Annotated in this window: 12 protein-coding genes; 5 read left to right on the plus strand and 7 right to left on the minus strand. The window is 57.0% G+C overall.

Features of this window, described 5'->3' with window-relative positions; translation table 11 throughout:
* Positions 1 to 100 precede the first annotated feature (100 nt).
* The 3 genes from ydiJ (at position 101) to J7J49_RS21640 (ending at position 7,546) form a co-directional block, all read left to right on the plus strand.
* Entirely contained in the window at positions 101 to 3,202 is a 3,102-nt protein-coding gene (gene ydiJ / locus J7J49_RS21630; protein ID WP_215095599.1) for a D-2-hydroxyglutarate dehydrogenase YdiJ, read from the plus strand.
* 100 nt (positions 3,203 to 3,302) lie between these two features.
* Positions 3,303 to 4,388, plus strand: a complete 1,086-nt coding sequence (locus J7J49_RS21635) for an efflux RND transporter periplasmic adaptor subunit (protein WP_251048448.1) — start codon at positions 3,303 to 3,305, stop codon at positions 4,386 to 4,388.
* Between the two features lie 17 nt (positions 4,389 to 4,405).
* Positions 4,406 to 7,546, plus strand: a complete 3,141-nt coding sequence (locus J7J49_RS21640) for an efflux RND transporter permease subunit (RefSeq protein WP_215095600.1) — start codon at positions 4,406 to 4,408, stop codon at positions 7,544 to 7,546.
* Between the two features lie 11 nt (positions 7,547 to 7,557).
* On the opposite strand, the gene trpC is transcribed toward J7J49_RS21640, so the two are convergent.
* From trpC to J7J49_RS21665, 5 genes are all read right to left on the minus strand, one after another.
* Positions 7,558 to 8,361, minus strand: a complete 804-nt coding sequence (trpC, locus tag J7J49_RS21645) for an indole-3-glycerol phosphate synthase TrpC (protein ID WP_215095602.1) — start codon at positions 8,359 to 8,361, stop codon at positions 7,558 to 7,560.
* 41 nt (positions 8,362 to 8,402) lie between these two features.
* Positions 8,403 to 9,422, minus strand: coding sequence for an anthranilate phosphoribosyltransferase (gene trpD, locus J7J49_RS21650; protein ID WP_215095604.1), 1,020 nt, complete (start codon positions 9,420 to 9,422; stop codon positions 8,403 to 8,405).
* A gap of 37 nt (positions 9,423 to 9,459) precedes the next feature.
* Positions 9,460 to 10,080: an anthranilate synthase component II gene (locus J7J49_RS21655; protein WP_215095606.1), complete on the minus strand. Its 621-nt coding sequence runs from the start codon at positions 10,078 to 10,080 to the stop codon at positions 9,460 to 9,462.
* 89 nt (positions 10,081 to 10,169) lie between these two features.
* Positions 10,170 to 12,971, minus strand: coding sequence for a formate dehydrogenase subunit alpha (fdhF, locus tag J7J49_RS21660; RefSeq protein WP_215095608.1), 2,802 nt, complete (start codon positions 12,969 to 12,971; stop codon positions 10,170 to 10,172).
* Positions 12,968 to 14,707, minus strand: a complete 1,740-nt coding sequence (locus J7J49_RS21665; RefSeq protein WP_215095610.1) for an NADH-ubiquinone oxidoreductase-F iron-sulfur binding region domain-containing protein — start codon at positions 14,705 to 14,707, stop codon at positions 12,968 to 12,970. Before J7J49_RS21665 ends, fdhF begins: the two co-directional genes overlap by 4 nt.
* A 183-nt stretch (positions 14,708 to 14,890) precedes the next feature.
* On the opposite strand from J7J49_RS21665, the gene J7J49_RS21670 reads away from it, so the two are divergent.
* Positions 14,891 to 15,811, plus strand: coding sequence for a metal ABC transporter substrate-binding protein (locus tag J7J49_RS21670; protein ID WP_064233617.1), 921 nt, complete (start codon positions 14,891 to 14,893; stop codon positions 15,809 to 15,811).
* Between the two features lie 28 nt (positions 15,812 to 15,839).
* Here the strand turns inward: J7J49_RS21670 and J7J49_RS21675 are convergent, their stop codons facing one another.
* Positions 15,840 to 16,550, minus strand: coding sequence for a phosphoglycolate phosphatase (locus J7J49_RS21675; protein WP_215095612.1), 711 nt, complete (start codon positions 16,548 to 16,550; stop codon positions 15,840 to 15,842).
* A gap of 118 nt (positions 16,551 to 16,668) precedes the next feature.
* On the opposite strand from J7J49_RS21675, the gene J7J49_RS21680 reads away from it, so the two are divergent.
* The gene (locus J7J49_RS21680; protein ID WP_215095614.1) at positions 16,669 to 17,967 is read left to right on the plus strand and encodes an NAD(P)/FAD-dependent oxidoreductase; all 1,299 of its coding nucleotides are present in this window, start codon (positions 16,669 to 16,671) and stop codon (positions 17,965 to 17,967) included.
* An 18-nt stretch (positions 17,968 to 17,985) separates the two neighbouring features.
* Here J7J49_RS21680 and rpe read toward each other — a convergent pair whose 3' ends face one another.
* Positions 17,986 to 18,678 (minus strand): ribulose-phosphate 3-epimerase, encoded by a 693-nt coding sequence (gene rpe / locus J7J49_RS21685; protein ID WP_064233614.1) that lies wholly within the window; start codon positions 18,676 to 18,678, stop codon positions 17,986 to 17,988.
* Positions 18,679 to 18,880 lie beyond the last annotated feature (202 nt).

Below are 18,880 nucleotides of genomic sequence, written 5' to 3' on the forward strand. Positions count from 1 at the left end.
GCGCGAAGTAAAGCGCTACCGTGTGATGCACCTGGGCAGCCGCTGCGGTAAAGTAGCGGTCTTCTTTTATTGCCCCCCGGCACTGACGGCCTGATCAACTATGATTGCATCCTTGGACACCCGTACCGCCCCGTTTGAACGTTTGGGCAAAGATTACCTGCGATTTCTGCAAGCCCTCAAAACCCGCGGCTTTGAGGGCGAAATCGCCCCGGATTATGCCAATCGCACGGTGCTGTCCACCGACAACTCAATCTATCAGCGCCTCCCGCAGGCGGCGGTCTACCCCAAGCATGCCGAAGATCTAGAACGCCTCACCCGTTTGGCCGCGCAAACCACCCACCGAGGGATTGTGCTAACGCCCCGTGGCGGCGGCACCGGCACCAACGGTCAGTCGCTGACAGATGGCATTGTGGTGGACATCTCCCGCCATATGCACCAGATCCTTGAGATCGACGTTGAGAACCGTCGGGTACGTGTCCAGGCCGGGGTAATCAAAGACCAGCTCAACGCTGCGCTCAAACCCCATGGCCTTTTTTTCGCCCCAGAACTCTCCACCTCCAATCGCGCCACCATTGGCGGCATGATTTCTACCGATGCCAGCGGCCAGGGCAGCTGCGAATACGGCAAAACCCGCGACCATGTGCTGGAACTCGATACCATTCTGATCGGCGGACAGCACTTGCATAGCCGGGCGTTAACAGCAGATGAAGAACTGGCCGAGCGCCAGCAGGATGGCATCCTTGGCCGTGTGCATACCACCGCCGCCGAGATTATCGACCAGCAGCGTGAGCTGATTGCAGCAAAATTTCCGCCGCTCAACCGCTGTTTAACCGGCTACGATCTGGCCCATCTGCGCGATGGTGACGGCCAGCTTAATCTCAACAGCCTGCTGTGCGGCTCGGAAGGCTCATTGGGCTTTTTGAACGAAGCGGTGCTGAATGTGCTGCCGATCCCCAAGCACTCGACGCTGGTCAATGTGCGCTATACCAGCTTTATGGACGCGCTACGCGATGCCAAGACGCTGAAAACCGCCAGCGCTCGACCCACCTCTATCGAAACCATCGACGACACCGTGCTGCAACTGGCGATGGAGGACTTTGTTTGGGACAGCGTGGCGGAATTCTTTCCGGCAATCGGAAAAGCACCGATTCGCGGCATCAATCTGATCGAGTTTAACGACGACGATGAAAGCGCCCTCGCCGAACGAGTAACGTCATTTATCGAACAACTGAGCCAAGACTCCAGCGTAGAGCGACTGGGCTATACTCTGGCCGAAGGGCGCGGGCAGATTCAGAAAGTCTATGCTATGCGCAAGCGCTCGGTGGGCCTGCTCGGCAACGTCCAGGGCGAGAAGCGCCCGATTGCGTTTGTAGAAGATACCGCTGTGCCGCCGGAGCATTTGGCGGACTTTATCGCCGAGTTCCGCGCCGCCCTGGATGCCCGCGGGCTTTCTTACGGTATGTTTGGCCATGTGGATGCGGGGGTGCTGCACGTGCGCCCGGCGCTGGATATGAAAGACCCCGCCCAGGAAGCGCTGATTCGCGAAGTTTCTGACGAAGTAGCCGCGCTTACCCAAAAATATGGCGGCCTGCTGTGGGGCGAGCATGGCAAGGGCGTGCGCTCGGAGTACGCACCCAAGTTTTTTGGCGAACTCTACCCCAGCCTACAGCGGGTTAAAGCCGCCTTTGATCCCTTCAATCAGCTTAACCCTGGCAAAATCGCAACGCCTGCCGTGAGCGGCGAACTCATCGCCAAGGACAGCGATCCCGATCTGCTGACCGTTGATGGCGTGCCGATGCGCGGCCAGCTCGACCGCACCATCGACGAGCGCGCCTGGCAGGCCTATGACACCGCGGTCTACTGCAACGGCAACGGCGCTTGCTATAACTACGACCTTGACGACCCCATGTGTCCCTCTTGGAAGGCCACCCGGGATCGCCGCCACTCGCCCAAAGGCCGCGCCAGCCTGATTCGCGAATGGCTGCGCCTGCAGTCCCAAGCGGGGATTGATGTGGTAGAAGAGTCGCGCAAGAAGAAAGCCGAAGGCGGCTGGGGCTTTATTAAAAGCTTTCCACTGCGGGTGGCGAACACGCTAAGCCGCAAGCAGCATCACGACTACTCCCACGAGGTTTACGACGCCATGGCAGGCTGTTTGGCGTGTAAATCCTGCGCGGGGCAATGCCCCATCAAGGTCAATGTCCCCCAGTTTCGCTCACAGTTTCTAGAGGTCTACCACGGCCGCTACCTGCGCCCGCTGCGCGACTACGTGATCGGCGGCACCGAGTTTATGCTGCCCACCCTGGCCAAGGCCGCGCCGCTATATAACGCGGTGATTGGTCAGCGCTGGGTGGAAAAACTAATGCGCAGCACCTTAGGCATGAGCGATTCCCCCGCCCTCTCTCGTGCCAGCGTTAAGAAACAGCTGAAGGCCTGGGGCATTGCCGAGGCAACGCCGCTCTCGCTGGCGCTATTAACCGAACAGCAGCGCGCCAATAGCGTGATTATTGTTCAAGATGCCTTCACCACTCACTTTGAAGCCAAGCTGGTGATGGACGTGGTAGAACTGCTGTCACGCCTCAATCTACGCGTGTTTGTGATGCCCTTTTCGGCGAACGGCAAACCACTCCAGGTGCAGGGCTTTTTAGGCGCTTTCGAACGCACCGCCACCAAGCAGGCCGAGCGGCTGCGCACCCTGGCCCGCTTTGATATTCCCATGGTCGGCATCGACCCAGCAATGACGCTGACCTACCGCCAGGAGTACGTTAAAGCGCTAGGCAATGAGGCCGTACCAGAAGTGTTCATGCTGCAGGAGTGGCTGGCGACGCGCCTCAATATCCTGACGCCCAGTCAGCTTAAGCTCACCGACCCGGGCTTTAAGCTGCTTTCCCACTGCACCGAGAAGACCAACGCGCCGGGCAGCCCCAAGGCCTGGCAGCAGGTATTCGCGGCGTTTGGGTTAGAACTTGAACTGGTGGCCACTGGCTGCTGCGGTATGTCCGGCACCTACGGTCACGAAACCCGCAACGCTGCCACCTCGAAAACCATCTACGCCCAATCCTGGCAGCCCCAAGTCGAGGCCGATGACAACGCGGGCAAGCTGTTGGCGACCGGCTACTCCTGCCGTAGTCAGGTAAAACGTTACTCGGAACAGGTGCTGCCGCACCCGCTTCAAGCACTGTTGTTAGCGTTAAAGCGCCACTAAATTTTGTACACACATTGAACCTTGTATAACGTTGACATGACTAACGGGCGACAGTGTTAAAACTGTCGCCCAACGCATTGATACGTTATCAGGAGCTTTCTTGTTACCTCTACCCATCACTTTGGCCCGCCTAGGCGCTGGCGTTGTGCTAATAATAACGCTAATGCTAAGCCTAGTGGACACGGCTACCGCTCAGCAAAGCCGCGTTGAAACCAAGGTGGTTGAGGATACTCCCCGAGTAGACGTATTGCCGCTCACCGGCAGCGTCAGCGCCCCGCAAACCTCACAGCTGTCGAGCGCTGAAGCTGGCCAAGTCAGTGAATTAACGGTTGAAATGGGCGACAGAGTGACTCAAGGCCAGCCGTTGCTCTCACTTGATACCCGAGATATCACGCTAGAAAGCCAGCGCGCCCGCGCCGATTTGGCTCAAGCAGAAGTCGATCGCAACGAAGCCCAACGTTTGGTGAGCGAGGCCAATCAACTTTCAGCGCAAAACTTTGCCGCCAGCGAGCGCCGCCAGCGTGAGAGCCAGTTAGCAGCGGCGCAGGCCACTCTTGAAGCCCGCCGAGCGGATTACGCCCTTACTCAGTTACAGCTTGAGCGTCATCAAGTCCGCGCGCCCTTTGACGGCATGATCACCCAGCGGGAGAGCAATGTCGGGGAGTGGGTTAACCCTGGCGACACCCTGCTCACCCTGGTCGATTTAGCGTCTCTTCGCTTAGATTTCTCGGTACCGCTCTCCGCCTATCAGCGCTTTGAGGGCTCACAGCTAGAGGTGCGTTTGGAAGGCAGTGATGAATGGCTCTCGGCACGAACCGTTGCACGCATTCCGCTTGATGCCAGTTCACGGCAGTTTCTGCTCCGTGCTGTGCCTGAAAAGCCACTGGAAATGCTACCGGGCATGGCCGTAGAAGGCCGCTTGCAGCTCAACGGCGAACGTGGCCCAAACGTGCCGCGGGATGCATTAATCCGACGTCCGGATGGCAGTGTCAGCGTTTGGCTCGCCCGCCAAGACGCCCGTCAAGAAGAGGACACTTGGCGAGCGTTTGAACAGCGGGTTGAGATCGGTAGCAGCCACCAGGGCGAAGTCGCTATCAACGAGGGCCTATCGGCGGGTGACCGCGTCATTGTCGTCGGCAATGAACGCCTTGAAGAGGGGCAAAGCGTGTCCCTGAGCGACGACTAAAGGAGCCGCCCTCACCCATGTTTGCCGCCATTATCCGTCACGGCATCTTGGTCAGCGTGATTACGCTGATCCTGTTGATTCTGGGTATCGCTGCCATTTGGCGCATTCCGGTGCAGATGATTCCCGATCTGGAAACCCGCGTAGTGGGCATTGAGACTCAGTGGCCGGGCGCAACGCCGCAGGATATCGAGAAGGACATCCTGATCGAACAGGAGGAGTTCCTGCGCAATGTGCCCAATCTACAGCGCATGGAGTCCACCGCCAGCAGCGGCAGCGCCGAAATCGAGCTAGAGTTCCCCTTCGGCGTTGATCTCACCGAAACCTTGATTCGGGTAAACAATGCGCTTAGCCAGGTGCCCTCCTACCCCAACAACGTCGACCAGCCGCGCATTGTCGCCAACTCCTTTTCCGCCAACGCCTTTATGTACTTTAACGTTGGCCCCCGCGAAGGCAACCCGCGCCAGATCGATATGCCGGCCATGCGCGACTACCTGGAAGATAACGTGCGCCCACGCATGGAGAGCGTTGCGGGCGTATCGGAGGTCACGGTGTCCGGTGGCGCCGAACGGCAGATGCAGCTACTGATCGACCCAGAGGCGCTCGCCGCTCGCGCGTTGAGCATTAGCGATATTCAAGCGGCCCTGCAGGCGCGCAACCAGGATGTTTCTGGCGGCAACTTAGAGAGTGGCAAGCGCCGCTACTTACTGCGTACCGTAGGCCGTTTTGAAGATGTCGAAAGCCTAGAAGCGCTGATCCTCAGCCGCGAAGGCGACGCGGTCACCCGACTGAGCGATGTCGCCGAGGTGCGCCAATCCTATGCCGAACTCACCTCGCGAGCTTACAACTCAGCGGGCGACCCGGTGCTTAGCGTGCAGGTGCGCCGGGAGCCAGGCGCCAATGTCATCGATATCAAGCGCGCCATGCTGGAAGAAGTCGACGCGCTAAACGAGGGCCTGCTGGCTGAGCAAGGTATGCGCATGACGCTCTCCAGCGACGATGTGCGCTACGTGGAGTCGTCAATTGCCAATGTATGGGTCAACCTGGGCCTGGGTGCGCTGTTTGCCACCCTGGTGATGTACGCCTTCCTGCGCTCGGCGCGCGCCACGTTTGCTGGTGTAATCGGCATTCCCATTTGCACCATCGCTGCCTTTCTAGGCCTTCTACTGGCAGGCCGCACGCTCAACGTTATCTCCCTGGCGGGCGTTGCTTTTGCCATCGGCATGACCATTGATAACACCATCGTGGTGCTTGAGAGCATTGAGACTCAGCGCCGCCGTGGGCTGACCCGCTTTGAAGCGGCTCTAGAGGGCGTTAAGCAAGTATGGCCTGCAGTGCTCGCCTCAACTCTGACGACTATTTTGGTCTTTGTACCTATCTTCTTTATCCAGCAGGAGGCCGGTCAGCTCTACTCCGATATCGCCGTGGCCATCTCGACCTCGATTATTGTCTCCATGATAGTGGCAATTACCGTGATTCCCACCCTCGGTGCGCATATCGATTTTCGCGGCAAGGAGAGCGCTTCGACGTCGTCTCCACGCTGGGTACGCGGCTGTTTGTGGGTGGTTGATAGCATGGTGCGTACCCCTGCTCGTCGTTTTCTCGCTATCGTGCTGGGGATTGCCGGGGGCTTTGCGATTTTTATCTGGCTAACGCCTCCCGCGGAGTACCTGCCCGAAGGTGAAGAGGCCAAGACGTTTGCCAGCATGAACGCCCCGGCGAGCTATAACCTGGCGACCATGGATGCCATTGCCCAAACCCTGCAGCGTGAGCTTGAACCCCATGTAGGCGCCGAACCTGAAAAATTTGAGCGTGGCGATACCGATGTTCCACCGATTCGCACCATGGGCATTCAGGCCGAAGCCCAGAGCCTGCGTATTATTGCGGAAACCATCGACCCCACCCATATCGACGCTTTGATGGACGCCCTCACCCAGCGCTATGAACAGTACCCAGATATGCGCGCTTTCGCCGCCCGCGGCTCGATTATCTCCAGCAACGATGGTGGTACGCGCAGTATTACCCTGGATATCGCGGGCAATGATTTAGACGAGCTTTATACTACCGCCAATGCGATTTACCAGCGCGCCCAGACGGTTTTCGACAACCCGCGCATTCAGTCGAGGCCCTCTGCGTTAGACCTTGGCCAGCCGCTGATTGAAATTTACCCTAACTGGGAGCGCGCCGCCGAAGTTGGCATGGATACCGGCGAGCTGGGCACCACCGTGGCGGTGCTTACCAACGGCGCCTACCTGGATGATTTTTATCTCGACGACGAGAAAATCGATCTTTACGGGTACGGCCCCGAAGCAGGCGATATTGACCTGGATGCCCTGGCTACTCTGCCAATTCACACCCCGTCGGGCATTAACATTCCTCTCAATACCCTCGCTGAAATCCGCGAAACGGTCGGCACCGCCACGATACGCCGAGTAGATGGTCGCCGCAGTGTCACCCTGGACGTTATTCCACCGCGCAGCGTGGCGCTGGAAGCCGGCATCGAGCGGATGCAGCGCGAGGTAATTGATTACCTGAGCGATGAGGGCAAGCTGCCCGCCAACATCAATGTCACCGTGAGTGGTGCCGGGGATCAGTTAGACGCCACCCGCCAAGCGCTAACAGGTAATGCGCTGATTGCGCTGGCGATTGTGTATCTATTGCTGGTGGCCATTTTTGCCCATTGGGGTTACCCGCTACTAATTCTGGCCACGATTCCGTTAGGCGCTGCGGGCGGGATTGTCGGGCTCTGGCTAATGAACAGCGTAGGCGCTCAGTTGCCCAAGATTGGCTTAAATGCCATCAGCCAGCCGTTCGATATGATCACTATGCTGGGCTTTTTGATTTTGATGGGCACGGTGGTCAACAACCCGATACTGGTGGTGCATCAGGCGAGGGAGAATCTACGCACGGCGAGCATGGGGGTTCGTGAAGCCGTTCAGCAGGCAGTGGAAAGCCGCCTACGGCCTATCGCCATGACCACTCTCACTACCCTGTGCGGTCTATCACCACTGGTATTTCTTCCGGGGGAAGGCACCGAGCTTTACCGCGGCGTCGGTGCCATTGTGCTATTCGGACTACTCGGCACGGCGATTGTCACCGTTACCTTTTTGCCAGCCCTCACCGTTGCGGTGCTTAGCTGGAGACCTAAAAGGGCGAACTAAAAGTTGGCGAGCTAGAAAAACAACCGTTTAAGTGCCAAGCCCGGGTCACTTTCACGCATAAAGGCTTCGCCGACCAGAAAACCATTGACGTTATGATCGCGCATCAGTTCAACGTCATCGCGAGTGTGAATGCCAGATTCGGTAATCACCGTGATGCCTTCAGGAATTCGCGGTAGCAGATCCAGGGTGGTGTTCAGGCTGGTTTCAAAGGTGTGCAGGTTACGGTTGTTGATACCCACTAGCTTTAGATCCAGCGCTAAGGCGCGCTCTAGTTCGTCCGCATCGTGGACTTCGACCAGTACATCCATACCCAACGCAATAGCCTGCTGGTTCAGGTCGCGTAGCTGTGCGTCGTCCAGTGCAGCCACGATCAGCAAAATACAGTCCGCACCGATCGCCCGCGCTTCACAGACCTGATAGCCGTGGGTAATAAAGTCTTTGCGAATCACCGGCAGCGTGCAGACATCACGGGCAGCAATCAAATAGTCTTCGTGTCCCTGAAAAAAGTCCGCGTCGGTGAGTACCGACAAACAGGCCGCGCCGCCCTGGGCATAGCTTTTGGCAATATCCGAAGGATGAAACTCTTCACGAATCACTCCCTTTGAGGGCGAGGCTTTTTTCACCTCGGCGATGATGGCCGGATCCCCCTCCGCAATGCGCGTGTTGAGCGCATCGATAAAGCCACGCGGTGCGCTTTGCTGCTTCCCGAGGGCGAGCAGATCTGCCTCTGAAACGGCCTGACGGCGCTCGGCCACTTCCTGCTCTTTGCGAGCCAGAATGCGCGTTAAAATAGTCGGCGTTGCCTGTTGAGTCATGATGATCTCGTCTTGTTTAAATACTTATCTTTTTTAACAGCCTACTGCTTAAAAACGCTGGTAAAGTGCGAAAGCTCTTTGAGTTTTTCGAGCGGCAGTTTGGAGGCTTGTGCGTCCTGGGCCACCATCACGCCCTCTTTCAAGGTATCTGCAACGCCTGAACAATAAAGCGCAGCCCCCGCGTTTAGCGCGACCATATCGGCAGCGGCGCCCTCACCGGAAAGCGCTGCCTTGACCAGGCGCAGGCTGTCTTCGGCGTTGTTGGCTTTCAGCGTTGCCAGGCTCTGGCGCTCAATGCCCAGCTCTTCAGGCGTAATGGTGTACTGGCTAATCTCACCCTCTTTTAGTTCAGCTACCAAGGTGGGGCTGGCCAGGGAGATCTCATCCAGGCCGTCTTCAGAGTGGACGACCATCACGTGGCGGCTGCCCAAGGCTTTCAGCACTTCCGCCATTAATGGCACTAACTCCGGCGCGTAAACACCCAGTACTTGGTTGGGTGCGCCAGCAGGGTTGGTCAGCGGGCCCAAAATATTAAACAGCGTGCGTACGCCCATTTCCCGGCGCGGGCCAATGGCATAGCGCATCGCCGGATGGTGGTTGGGTGCGAACATAAAGCCTACGCCTACCTGCTCAATACAGCGCGCTACCTGGTCAGGTTTGAGATCCAGGTAGATACCCGCCACATCGAACAGATCCGCACTACCCGACGACGACGAAACGCTGCGGTTACCGTGTTTGGCCACATGGGCGCCAGCAGCAGCGGCGACAAAACTGGCGGCGGTGGATACATTAAACAGGTTGGCGCCATCGCCACCGGTGCCGACGATGTCCACAATGTTTTCTGCATCCAGCTCAACGCGCTTCATCAGCTCTCGCATTACCTGAGCGGCGGCGCTGATCTCTACCGCACTTTCGCCTTTCATGGCTAAACCAACCAGCAGGCCACCAATTTGCGCATCCGTAGCATCGCCAGTCATGATCTGGCGCATCAAGGTGTGCATGGCATCGAAAGAGAGGTCTTCGCGGCGCATCACCGCATTAATCGCATCTCGCATTTGCATGAGCAGAGGGGCCCCTAAAAGCGTGTGAAACCGGCCATCAGCCGCGTTTTAAAAAGTTGGCCAACAGTTCATGGCCTTGGCGGGTAAGAATCGACTCGGGGTGAAACTGCACCCCTTCAATATCCAGCTCGCGGTGACGAAACCCCATGACTAACCCTGGGGTTATGTCGTCATCGCCTGTCCAGGCAGTGACTTCTAAACAATCGGGCAGGCTAGCTTTATCGACGACCAAAGAGTGATAGCGGGTAACCTCAACAGGATTATCCAGTCCCTCAAACACACCCTGATTAGCGTGCAGCACCGCAGAGGTTTTTCCGTGCATGACCTGCGGAGCGTGCACGACCTTGCCACCATATACTTGGCCAATCGCCTGATGGCCCAAGCAGACGCCTAAAATAGGCAGCTTACCAGCAAAGTGTTTGATGGCGGCCATGGAGATCCCCGCCTCGTTGGGCGTACAGGGGCCTGGCGATACCACCAAGTGCGTTGGCGCCAGCGCTTCAATTTGCTCAATGGTGATGTCGTCATTGAGGTGAGTGATCACTTCCGCGCCCAGCTCACCCAGGTACTGCACGATGTTAAACGTGAAGCTGTCGTAATTATCCAGCATGAGGACTTTACGCGCTGACTGCTTTCGCACCGACTGAGCTTGCGCCATTACCCCATTTACTCCATTGCGTCATTTCGACCACAGATAAAACCACTAATGCGGTGATGATACCGCAACCGAGCACTCCCTTGCAGGGGTTAAGTGCCGACTCGCGCGCCACCCCGCGTTAGCCGACAGGCGGCATACTTGAACTCGGGGATTTTGCCGTATGGATCGAGCGCCGGGTTGGTGAGCAGATTGGCGGCGGCTTCCGCGTAGGCGAAGGGCACAAACACCATGCCATCGGGAATTTTCGGATCCACCCGTGCGGCCAGCGTAATCGTGCCGCGACGAGTGGTGATGGTCAGCGGATCTCCCGGCGCCACGCCCAAACGATTGAGTTCCCCAGCTGAAAGACTGGCCACGGCCTCGGGCTCTAGGGCGTCCAATACCATGCTGCGCCGGGTCATAGAACCCGTATGCCAATGCTCCAGCTGTCGCCCGGTGGTGAGTACTGTTGGATAATCGTCATCCACTGGTTCGTCGGGCGGCAAGGGACGCGTGGGGGCAAATTTGGCGCGCCCTCCGGCGCGGGGAAAAGCGTCGCTAAATACCACGTCTTGGCCGGGGGCATCTTCAGATGCGCAGGGATAAGTGACCGAGCCTTCTCGCGCCAAGCGCTCCCAACTGATGTGATTTAGGGAAGCCATACCCTGCTGCATCTCAGCAAACACTTCTTGGGGGTGGGTATAATTCCATGCCAAATCAAAGCGGTTGGCAATCTGTTGAATAATCCACCAGTCGGGTTTGGCCTCGCCGGGGAGCGGCAGTGCAATGCGCCCCAATTGAACCTGGCGATTGGTGTTGGTCACCGTGCCCTCTTTTTCCGGCCACGCGGATGCGGGCAAAATCACGTCGGCAAACTGAGCGGTTTCGGTGACAAACAGATCCTGCACCACCAAATGTTCCAACTTGCCCAGCGCCGCCCGAGCGTGGTGTAGATCGGGGTCAGACATCGCCGGATTTTCGCCCAAAATATACATACCGCGCACCTGACCCGCGTGAATGGCATCCATGATTTCTACCACCGTCAGGCCTGGTTCGGCATCTAACGACGTGCTCCATAGTTCTTCAAAGGCGGCACGCAGCTGAGCATCGCCTACCGGCTGATAGTCCGGTAATACCATGGGTATCAGGCCCGCATCCGACGCCCCCTGTACGTTATTCTGGCCGCGCAGTGGATGCAGGCCAGTGCCAGGACGCCCGGTGTGGCCACAGGCCAGCGCCAAGGAGATTAAGCAGCGGGCGTTGTCGGTGCCGTGGGTATGCTGGGAGATACCCATGCCCCAGAAGATCATGGCCTTTTCTGCATTGGCGTAGCGGCGGGCAATGTCGCGAATCATGCTGGGCGCAACGCCGCATAGCTCGCTCATCGATTCGGGTGTGCTCATCGCTACGCTCTGCTTCAGCGCTTCGAATCCCTCGGTATGCTCAGCAATATACGTCTCGTCGTAGAGCGCTTCAGCAATAATCACGTGAAGGATAGCGTTGAACAGCGCTACGTCCGCCCCTGGTTTAAAACGCACGCTCAGGGTGGCGTAGGCGTCCAGCGCCTGGCCGCGGGGGTCGAGAATAATGATTTCGGTGCCGCGCTTGGCGGCCTGCTTAAAAAACGTCGCCGCCACAGGGTGATTCACGGCGGGGTTGCAGCCAGTGAGAATCACCACGTCTGCTTCCAATGCCTGCATAAACGAGGCGGTCACCGCCCCCGAACCCAAACACTCCATCAGCGCGGCAACGGAGCTGGCGTGACAAAGCCGCGTACAGTGGTCGACGTTGTTGTTGCCAAAGCCGGTGCGTACCAGTTTCTGAAATAGCCAGGCCTCTTCATTGGAGCACTTGGCACTGCCCAACCCCGCTAGCGCGCTTGGGCTATACTGGTGTTTTAACTTAGCCAAGCCGTCCGACGCAGCGCTTAACGCTTCTTCCCAAGTCGCTGCACGAAAATGCGTGAGCGGCTGAGCAGGATCAAAACTAGGATCCAAGCTTTTCGGAACGCCGGGCTTACGAATCAGCGGCGTCTTTAAACGCGCTGGATGACTGGGGTAATCAAAACCAAAGCGACCTTTCACGCACAACCGGTTGTGATTAGAGGGGCCGTCGCGCCCTTCTACGTAGGCGATAGTCTCGTCTTTAATATGGTAGGTAAGCTGACAGCCCACACCACAGTAGGGGCAAACTGAATCAACTTGGCGATCAACGGCCTTTGAGTCGCCCTGCCCCACAGCGTTCATCAGCGTCGCCGGCATTAACGCCCCCGTCGGACAGGCCTGCACACACTCGCCGCAGCCCACGCAGGTGCTTGCCCCCATGGGGTCGTCAAAGTCGAAGATTATTTTGGACGCTGCACCGCGATGAGCAACACCAATCACATCATTGCTTTGTACTTCACGGCAGGCACGCACACAGAGGGTACACTCAATGCAGGCATCTAAATTAACCTGCATGGCAGGATGGCTGGTGTCCACCGTTTGATCTGGACTCAGCGCCTCTTCACGCCGAGGCGGTAGCCAGGCTTTCACAGCATTCTCCTCAACGCCTAGCTGGTCGGCCATCGCCCAAAAATGGCTGGAGCGATCCGGGCTTTGTTGACGCGAGGGCTGATCCGCCATCAGTAGCTCTAATACCCCTTCCCTAGCCACTTTAACGCGCTCAGAGCTTGCACTATGCACCACCATATTAGGCATGGCCTCACGCAGGCAACTGGCCGTTAGGGCGCGCTCGCCCTCCACCTCGACCATACACACGCGGCAGTTGCCATCGGCGCGGTAGCCAGGGGCGTCTTTAAAGCACAGGTGGGGGATGGTTTCCCCGGCACGCTTGGCAACCTGCCACAGGGTTTCGCCAGCGTAGGCGCTTATTTCGGCACCGTCCAAGGTAAGCGTAAACGGGGCGGTCACAGCGCATCTCCTTTTGCCGCATCACTGACAATAATCTGTTGCTGACTCAGCTCAGTACGAAAATCTTTTAGCAGCCCCAACACCGGATTAGGCGCCGCCTGGCCCAGACCACAGATAGAAGCGTCCTGCATCACCTGGGCCAGCCGGGTTAACTGGCCAACGTCCCAGTCGTTTCGCTCTAGCAGGGTAAGCATTTTTTCAGTGCCCACTCGACAAGGTGTGCACTGGCCGCAGGATTCATCGGCAAAAAACGCCAGCAAGTTGGTCGCCACCGCTTGCAAATTATCCTGCTGAGACAACACGATTACCGCCGCAGAACCGATAAAACAACCGTGAGCCTGAAGCGTATCAAAATCCAGCGGGATATCCGCTTTGCTGGCGGGCAAAATCCCCCCCGAGGCACCGCCGGGTAGATAGGCCGCCAACTGATGCCCCTCCGCCATACCGCCACAATACTCGTCAACTAATTCGCGCAGGGTAATGCCCGCAGGGGCAAGGTAAACCCCTGGATGTTTGACCCGACCAGAGACCGAAAAGCTGCGTAGCCCTGAGCGACCATTGCGGCCTTGGCCGGCAAACCATTCGGCGCCCTTCTGCCAAATCGGCGCGATCCAGTATACCGTCTCAACGTTATTGACCAACGTCGGGCAGCCAAACAGCCCCTGTTGCGCCACGTAGGGCGGACGATGGCGAGGCTTGCCTGGTTTGCCCTCCAGCGACTCAATCAGCGCCGACTCTTCACCGCAAATGTAGGCGCCTGCTCCTCGACGTAGCACGATAAATCCAGCATCTACCCACCCTGCATACTCAAGCTCTTCAATCGCTTCACCCAGCACACGGTGAAGCCCAGGGTACTCGTCGCGCAGATAGATATACAGCGCCTTGGCTTCTACCGCCCAGGCGCTGATCAGTGCACCTTCTAAAAACTGATGAGGTGATTTTTCGAGGTGGTAACGATCTTTAAAGGTACCGGGCTCTCCTTCATCAGCATTTATGACGCAGTAGCGCGGCCCAGGCTCTTGGCGAACAAAGTGCCACTTTTTAAAGGTGGGGAACCCCGCGCCGCCGAGCCCTCTTAAGCCCGCTCCTTCCAACGTCGCCATTAGTGCGTCAACGCTGACGTTGCCCGCATGACAGTCGGCCAGCAGTTGATAGCCACCCGCCTGCTGATATGCCTCCAGACGCTGCCATAAAATCGCTTCGGGGTGAAAATGTCCCGTATCCACTACCGCAGCAACGCCTTCGGCGGTAGCAAACTTCACATGGTGGTGGCCCACTTCAACCACCGGCGCGCTATCGCAACGCCCCATACAGGGCGCGCGCAGCACTCGCACCCTCTCTGGATCTAAGCCCGCCTCCAATTTAGCTTTAAGCTGGGCCGCTCCGGCTAACTGGCAAGAGAGCGAGTCACACACTCGCACGGTGGTGTCTGGGGGCGCCGTTTGTCCGTCGTGCAGCACATCAAAGTGGGCATAAAAGGTGGCGGTTTCGTACACTGTCGCCATAGGCAGGTTCATATAGGCCGCTAAAGCCCGCAGTTCAACCAGCGACAAATGGCTATGGGCGTCCTGAATAGCGTGCAAATGCTCCAGCAACTGATCGTGTTGACGCATACTGGGCTGCTTTCGCTCGTCACCCAGTAGCGCTCTTAACGACACCAGCGCCACGGGGGATAGATCGCGGCCTTGGGGATGGCCACGCCGACGCCGCAAAGAAGAAACCGTTCGGTCAGTCATAAGACACGCTATGCTCAGGAGTGTAATACTATCCAGCATAGTGGCACTTTCCCCTAGAGGGAATCCTCCCTTGGGCAATACTTCTTTCGGCCTGCCGTTGCTTTGAAACTGGCAACGGGCCACCGCAGTCTTTATTATCAGCGGTCTTTTTCGATAGCTTTTTTAGCCAGTTAGGAGCGTGGGATGTCAAAGTGGGTTACCTGGGTATGTACGCTCTTATTCGTCGCGCTGATAAGCGCTGCGCCAGCCTATGCCAGCTCAACGCTTCGCGTTATTGCCTCGTTTTCAGTCATGGAGGAGTTGGTCAAACGAGTGGCTGGCGATACGGTCAGCGTTAACGTCATTGTTCCACGGGGAGAAGATGTCCACCGCTGGGAGTTAACCCCGCCCAATGTGCTGGCCTTAGAAGAGACCCATATTGTGTTTTACAACGGGCTGGGGCTGGAGCCATGGATACGCCACGTTGAGGCGATGTCTCACGACCAGCTCACTCTAGTGGAAGTGGCTAAAAAGGCCGACTATGCACCGCTAATGATCTCGACCGGCCAGTACAAAGGTGAATTAGACCCACACATGTGGATGGATCCAGAGGGAGCTGCGGCCTACATTGATGTCATTGCCGAGACCCTAGCGGAGCATCTCCCGGATCAGGCTGAGGCGTTTTATACCCGCGCTGAAGAGGCACGCAAGGCGCTGAACACTCTAAACCTAGCGGTGAAAGAGCGACTCGAAGGCATTCCACAAACTAACCGTACATTAGTGACCAGCGAAGCAGGTTTTGGCTATTTCGCCCGCGCTTACGCATTTGAAGCGCAAGGCGTATGGGGAGTTAACCATGAGACCCAAGGCAGTGCCCAGGCCATGGCCAAAATGAGCGAATACCTTGCTAATAATCGCCCACGCCCACCAGCGCTGTTTTTTGAAAGCACCACGCCCAGTATTCATATGGACGCCCTGTCACGGGAAGCATCGCTCCCCCTGGCAGGCCCGCTGTATGTCGACTCGCTGAGCGGTGCAGATGGGCCCGCTGCCAACTACTCCGCCATGCTGCACCATAACGCTGAGGTTATGCACACTGCCCTGGGAGGCGCTACGGCTCAGTAGGATCTTGGCGATCAATCAGTCGCCTGGGTCATTTGGGAGCAGTTATTAGCAATTCAGTTAACGAATTAAGCACTAGATCGGGGTGACTGTTTTCAATCGGCTCACCATGGTTATAACCGTAGGGTAGCGCAAGGGAAGTAAAACCCGCCGCCTTACCGGCAGCCATATCATGCCGTGAATCGCCAACCATCACACACTCAGCTGGCGGTATTTGGCAGTGTTGAGCGGCATGCAGCAGCGGTAAAGGGTGGGGTTTCTTTTCGGCCAGTGAATCACCGCCGATCCATAGGGTAAAGTAGCTCAGCAGTTCGAAGTGCTTTAACAGAGGCTCAATAAAGCGCTCGGGTTTATTGGTGATCAACACCAGCATCAAACCGTGTTGATGCAGTGCCTTAAGCGTCTGCTGAGCCCCAGGGTAGAGCGTCGTCAGTGTATTGGGTGCAGCGCCATAGTGGCGCATAAAAGCCTCGTAGGCGCGCTGCTGAAGCATGGGATCAGGTGTCGCGTTTAACGCCCAATTCAAGGCTCTTTCGACTAACACTGGCGCACCGTTGCCGACCCAGTCGCGTACTTTTGTATCGTCTGGCTCGGGCAGAGCTAACTCTTTTAATGTGCGCGCCACGGCAGCGGCAAGATCCGGCACTGAATCGATCAGGGTGCCGTCTAAATCGAAGGCAATCAGCCGCTTACCCTGAAGTACAGCGTGTAGCGCTGTATCGTCTATTGGGTGAATCTTCAATGCTCTCTACCTCGTTTTAATTTAAACATCAGTTTACCCCCTCAAAGCAAACGTTCGCATTAGTCAGACGCGTGAGAACCTTCTATGCTAGGGCTATTTTAGTTAAGGAGGTAGTGATATGCCCACTCCCAGAATCGTGATTGTTGGCGGCGGCGCGGGTGGCTTAGCCCTCGCCACCCGGTTAGGTCGCACCTTAGGTAAGCGCAAACGCGCAGAAATTGTGCTGCTGGATCGCAATACCACCCATGTCTGGAAACCGCTGCTCCACGAACTGGCCACCGGCGTGCTGAATTCGAGCATGGACGAGGTGGATCTTCGCGGGCATTCATCTGCTCACTTCTATCGCTATCAGCGCGGTTCGCTAACCGGCATCAATCGTGAGCAGCAGACGCTGCAATTAGCGCCGATCCATGATGAGGATGGGCAAGAAGTGCTGCCCGCCCGGGAGCTTGCCTATGACTACCTGGTCATGGCAATAGGCAGCGTTTCCAACGATTTCGGCACGCCCGGCGTGGCGGAGCACTGCCATTTTATTGACTCACCCCAGCAGGCTAAAGCGTTTCAGCGCGATATGATCAATACCTTCCTGCGCTATACCGACCCCAACCTGCGCCAGCATACCCAGTTGACCATTGGCATCGTCGGCGGCGGTGCGACGGGCGTAGAGCTTGCGGCTGAATTGTTTGATGCCTCGCGAATGCTCAACGCCTACGGCGTGACGGCGGAAGATCACCAAACGATTAGCGTTCATTTGATTGAAGCCGCCCCTCGCCTACTCCCAGGGCTCTCCGAACGTATTAGTCAAACCGTCAAAACAGAGCTTGAGAGTTTGGGCGTGACCGTCCACATCGACACCGCCATTAAGGAAGCCCAGGCGCACCAGTTGGTCACCGGTAAAGATGAAGTGATCGAGACCGACATAAACGTGTGGGCAGCGGGGATTAAAGCGCCACCGTTCTTGACCGAACTTGGCCTTACAACGAATAAGAAAAACCAAATTGAAGTGAACAGAACCCTGCAAAGCATTGATGATGAGAAGATTTTTGCCCTGGGCGACTGCGCCAGTTGCCCAATGGGTGAGGATAGCAGCGTGCCGCCTCGCGCCCAGGCGGCTCATCAACAGGCTAAGCTACTGGCCAAAAACTTGGTCAACCAACTGGAAGGCAAACCGCTCGCCGATTTCCGCTACCGCGATCACGGCTCGCTGGTATCGCTGGCCCGCTTTGATGCGGTGGGCAATTTAATGCGGAGTTCCGCCTCCAAGGGGCTGTTTTTAGAGGGCTGGCTGGCTCGCCAAGCCTATGCATCGCTCTACCGCATGCACCAGCTCTCTATTCATGGGGCGCCGAAGACGGGACTCGCGTGGCTGGTTGATAAACTTAATCGTTACTTAAAACCGCGCATGAAGCTTCACTAAGCGACACTTAGAGACCCTTTACTTGGCCAGCGCCGCACGCATCTGCTTGATTACCGTGTCATAGCCGTGTGGGTCGCTGGCTTGGTGGGCGCTGAATATAGCTGAGCCCGCCACGAACATATCGGCGCCCGCGGCGGCGATTTCAGCGATATTATCCACTTTCACCCCACCGTCGATTTCCAGGCGAATCGGACGTCCTGAGGCATCAATACGCGCCCGCGCTTCGCGTAGTTTGTTTAGCGTGCCGGGAATAAAGGACTGCCCGCCAAAACCAGGGTTAACGCTCATCAGCAGTACCATATCGACTTTATCCATCACATAGTCGAGGTAAGAGAGCGGCGTGGCGGGGTTAAACACTAAGCCTGCTTTACAACCACCATCACGAATTAACTGCAGCGAACGGTCAACGTGCTCCGAGGCTTCCGGGTGAAAAGTAATGTAGCTGGCACCCGCTTCGATAAAATCACTGATCATACGGTCTACCGGCTTGACCATTAAATGCACGTCAATCGGTGCCGTCACCCCGTGCTGGCGCAGTGCTTTGCATACCATGGGGCCTATGGTGAGGTTGGGCACATAGTGATTGTCCATGACATCGAAATGCACCACATCCGCGCCAGCCGCCAGCACGTTGTCGACTTCCTCGCCAAGCCGCGCAAAGTTAGCGGAAAGAATAGAGGGGGCAATCAAAAAGTCCTGCGCAGCGGTCATAACAGGTTCCTAAATTAACAAGGGAATGAGTCCGCTATGTTACCAGAGCCACCCGCTAAGCCCCATCACTCAGAGGCTCTTACATTGTGCATCGATGCACACCCATATTCTTAAATAGAATATAAAACATGATTGTAATTCCACATTGATAGATTTAACCTTGCCAGTATTGCGACACAACACGCTTACTGTTTTAAGGAGT

The sequence above is a fragment of the Halomonas sp. ISL-56 genome (assembly GCF_018612805.1).
Classification (GTDB): Bacteria; Pseudomonadota; Gammaproteobacteria; order Pseudomonadales; family Halomonadaceae; genus Vreelandella.

What these genes read in the sequence shown, in the direction of transcription:
- ydiJ (WP_215095599.1), top strand. Translation starts at nt 101, where the DNA reads ATGATTGCATCCTTGGACACCCGTACCGCCCCGTTTGAACGTTTGGGC.
- J7J49_RS21640 (WP_215095600.1), top strand. Translation starts at nt 4,406, where the DNA reads ATGTTTGCCGCCATTATCCGTCACGGCATCTTGGTCAGCGTGATTACG.
- trpC (WP_215095602.1), bottom strand. Translation starts at nt 8,361, where the DNA reads ATGACTCAACAGGCAACGCCGACTATTTTAACGCGCATTCTGGCTCGC.
- rpe (WP_064233614.1), bottom strand. Translation starts at nt 18,678, where the DNA reads ATGACCGCTGCGCAGGACTTTTTGATTGCCCCCTCTATTCTTTCCGCT.
- J7J49_RS21670 (WP_064233617.1), top strand. Translation starts at nt 14,891, where the DNA reads ATGTCAAAGTGGGTTACCTGGGTATGTACGCTCTTATTCGTCGCGCTG.
- J7J49_RS21680 (WP_215095614.1), top strand. Translation starts at nt 16,669, where the DNA reads ATGCCCACTCCCAGAATCGTGATTGTTGGCGGCGGCGCGGGTGGCTTA.
- trpD (WP_215095604.1), bottom strand. Translation starts at nt 9,422, where the DNA reads ATGCAAATGCGAGATGCGATTAATGCGGTGATGCGCCGCGAAGACCTC.
- J7J49_RS21665 (WP_215095610.1), bottom strand. Translation starts at nt 14,707, where the DNA reads ATGACTGACCGAACGGTTTCTTCTTTGCGGCGTCGGCGTGGCCATCCC.
- J7J49_RS21655 (WP_215095606.1), bottom strand. Translation starts at nt 10,080, where the DNA reads ATGGCGCAAGCTCAGTCGGTGCGAAAGCAGTCAGCGCGTAAAGTCCTC.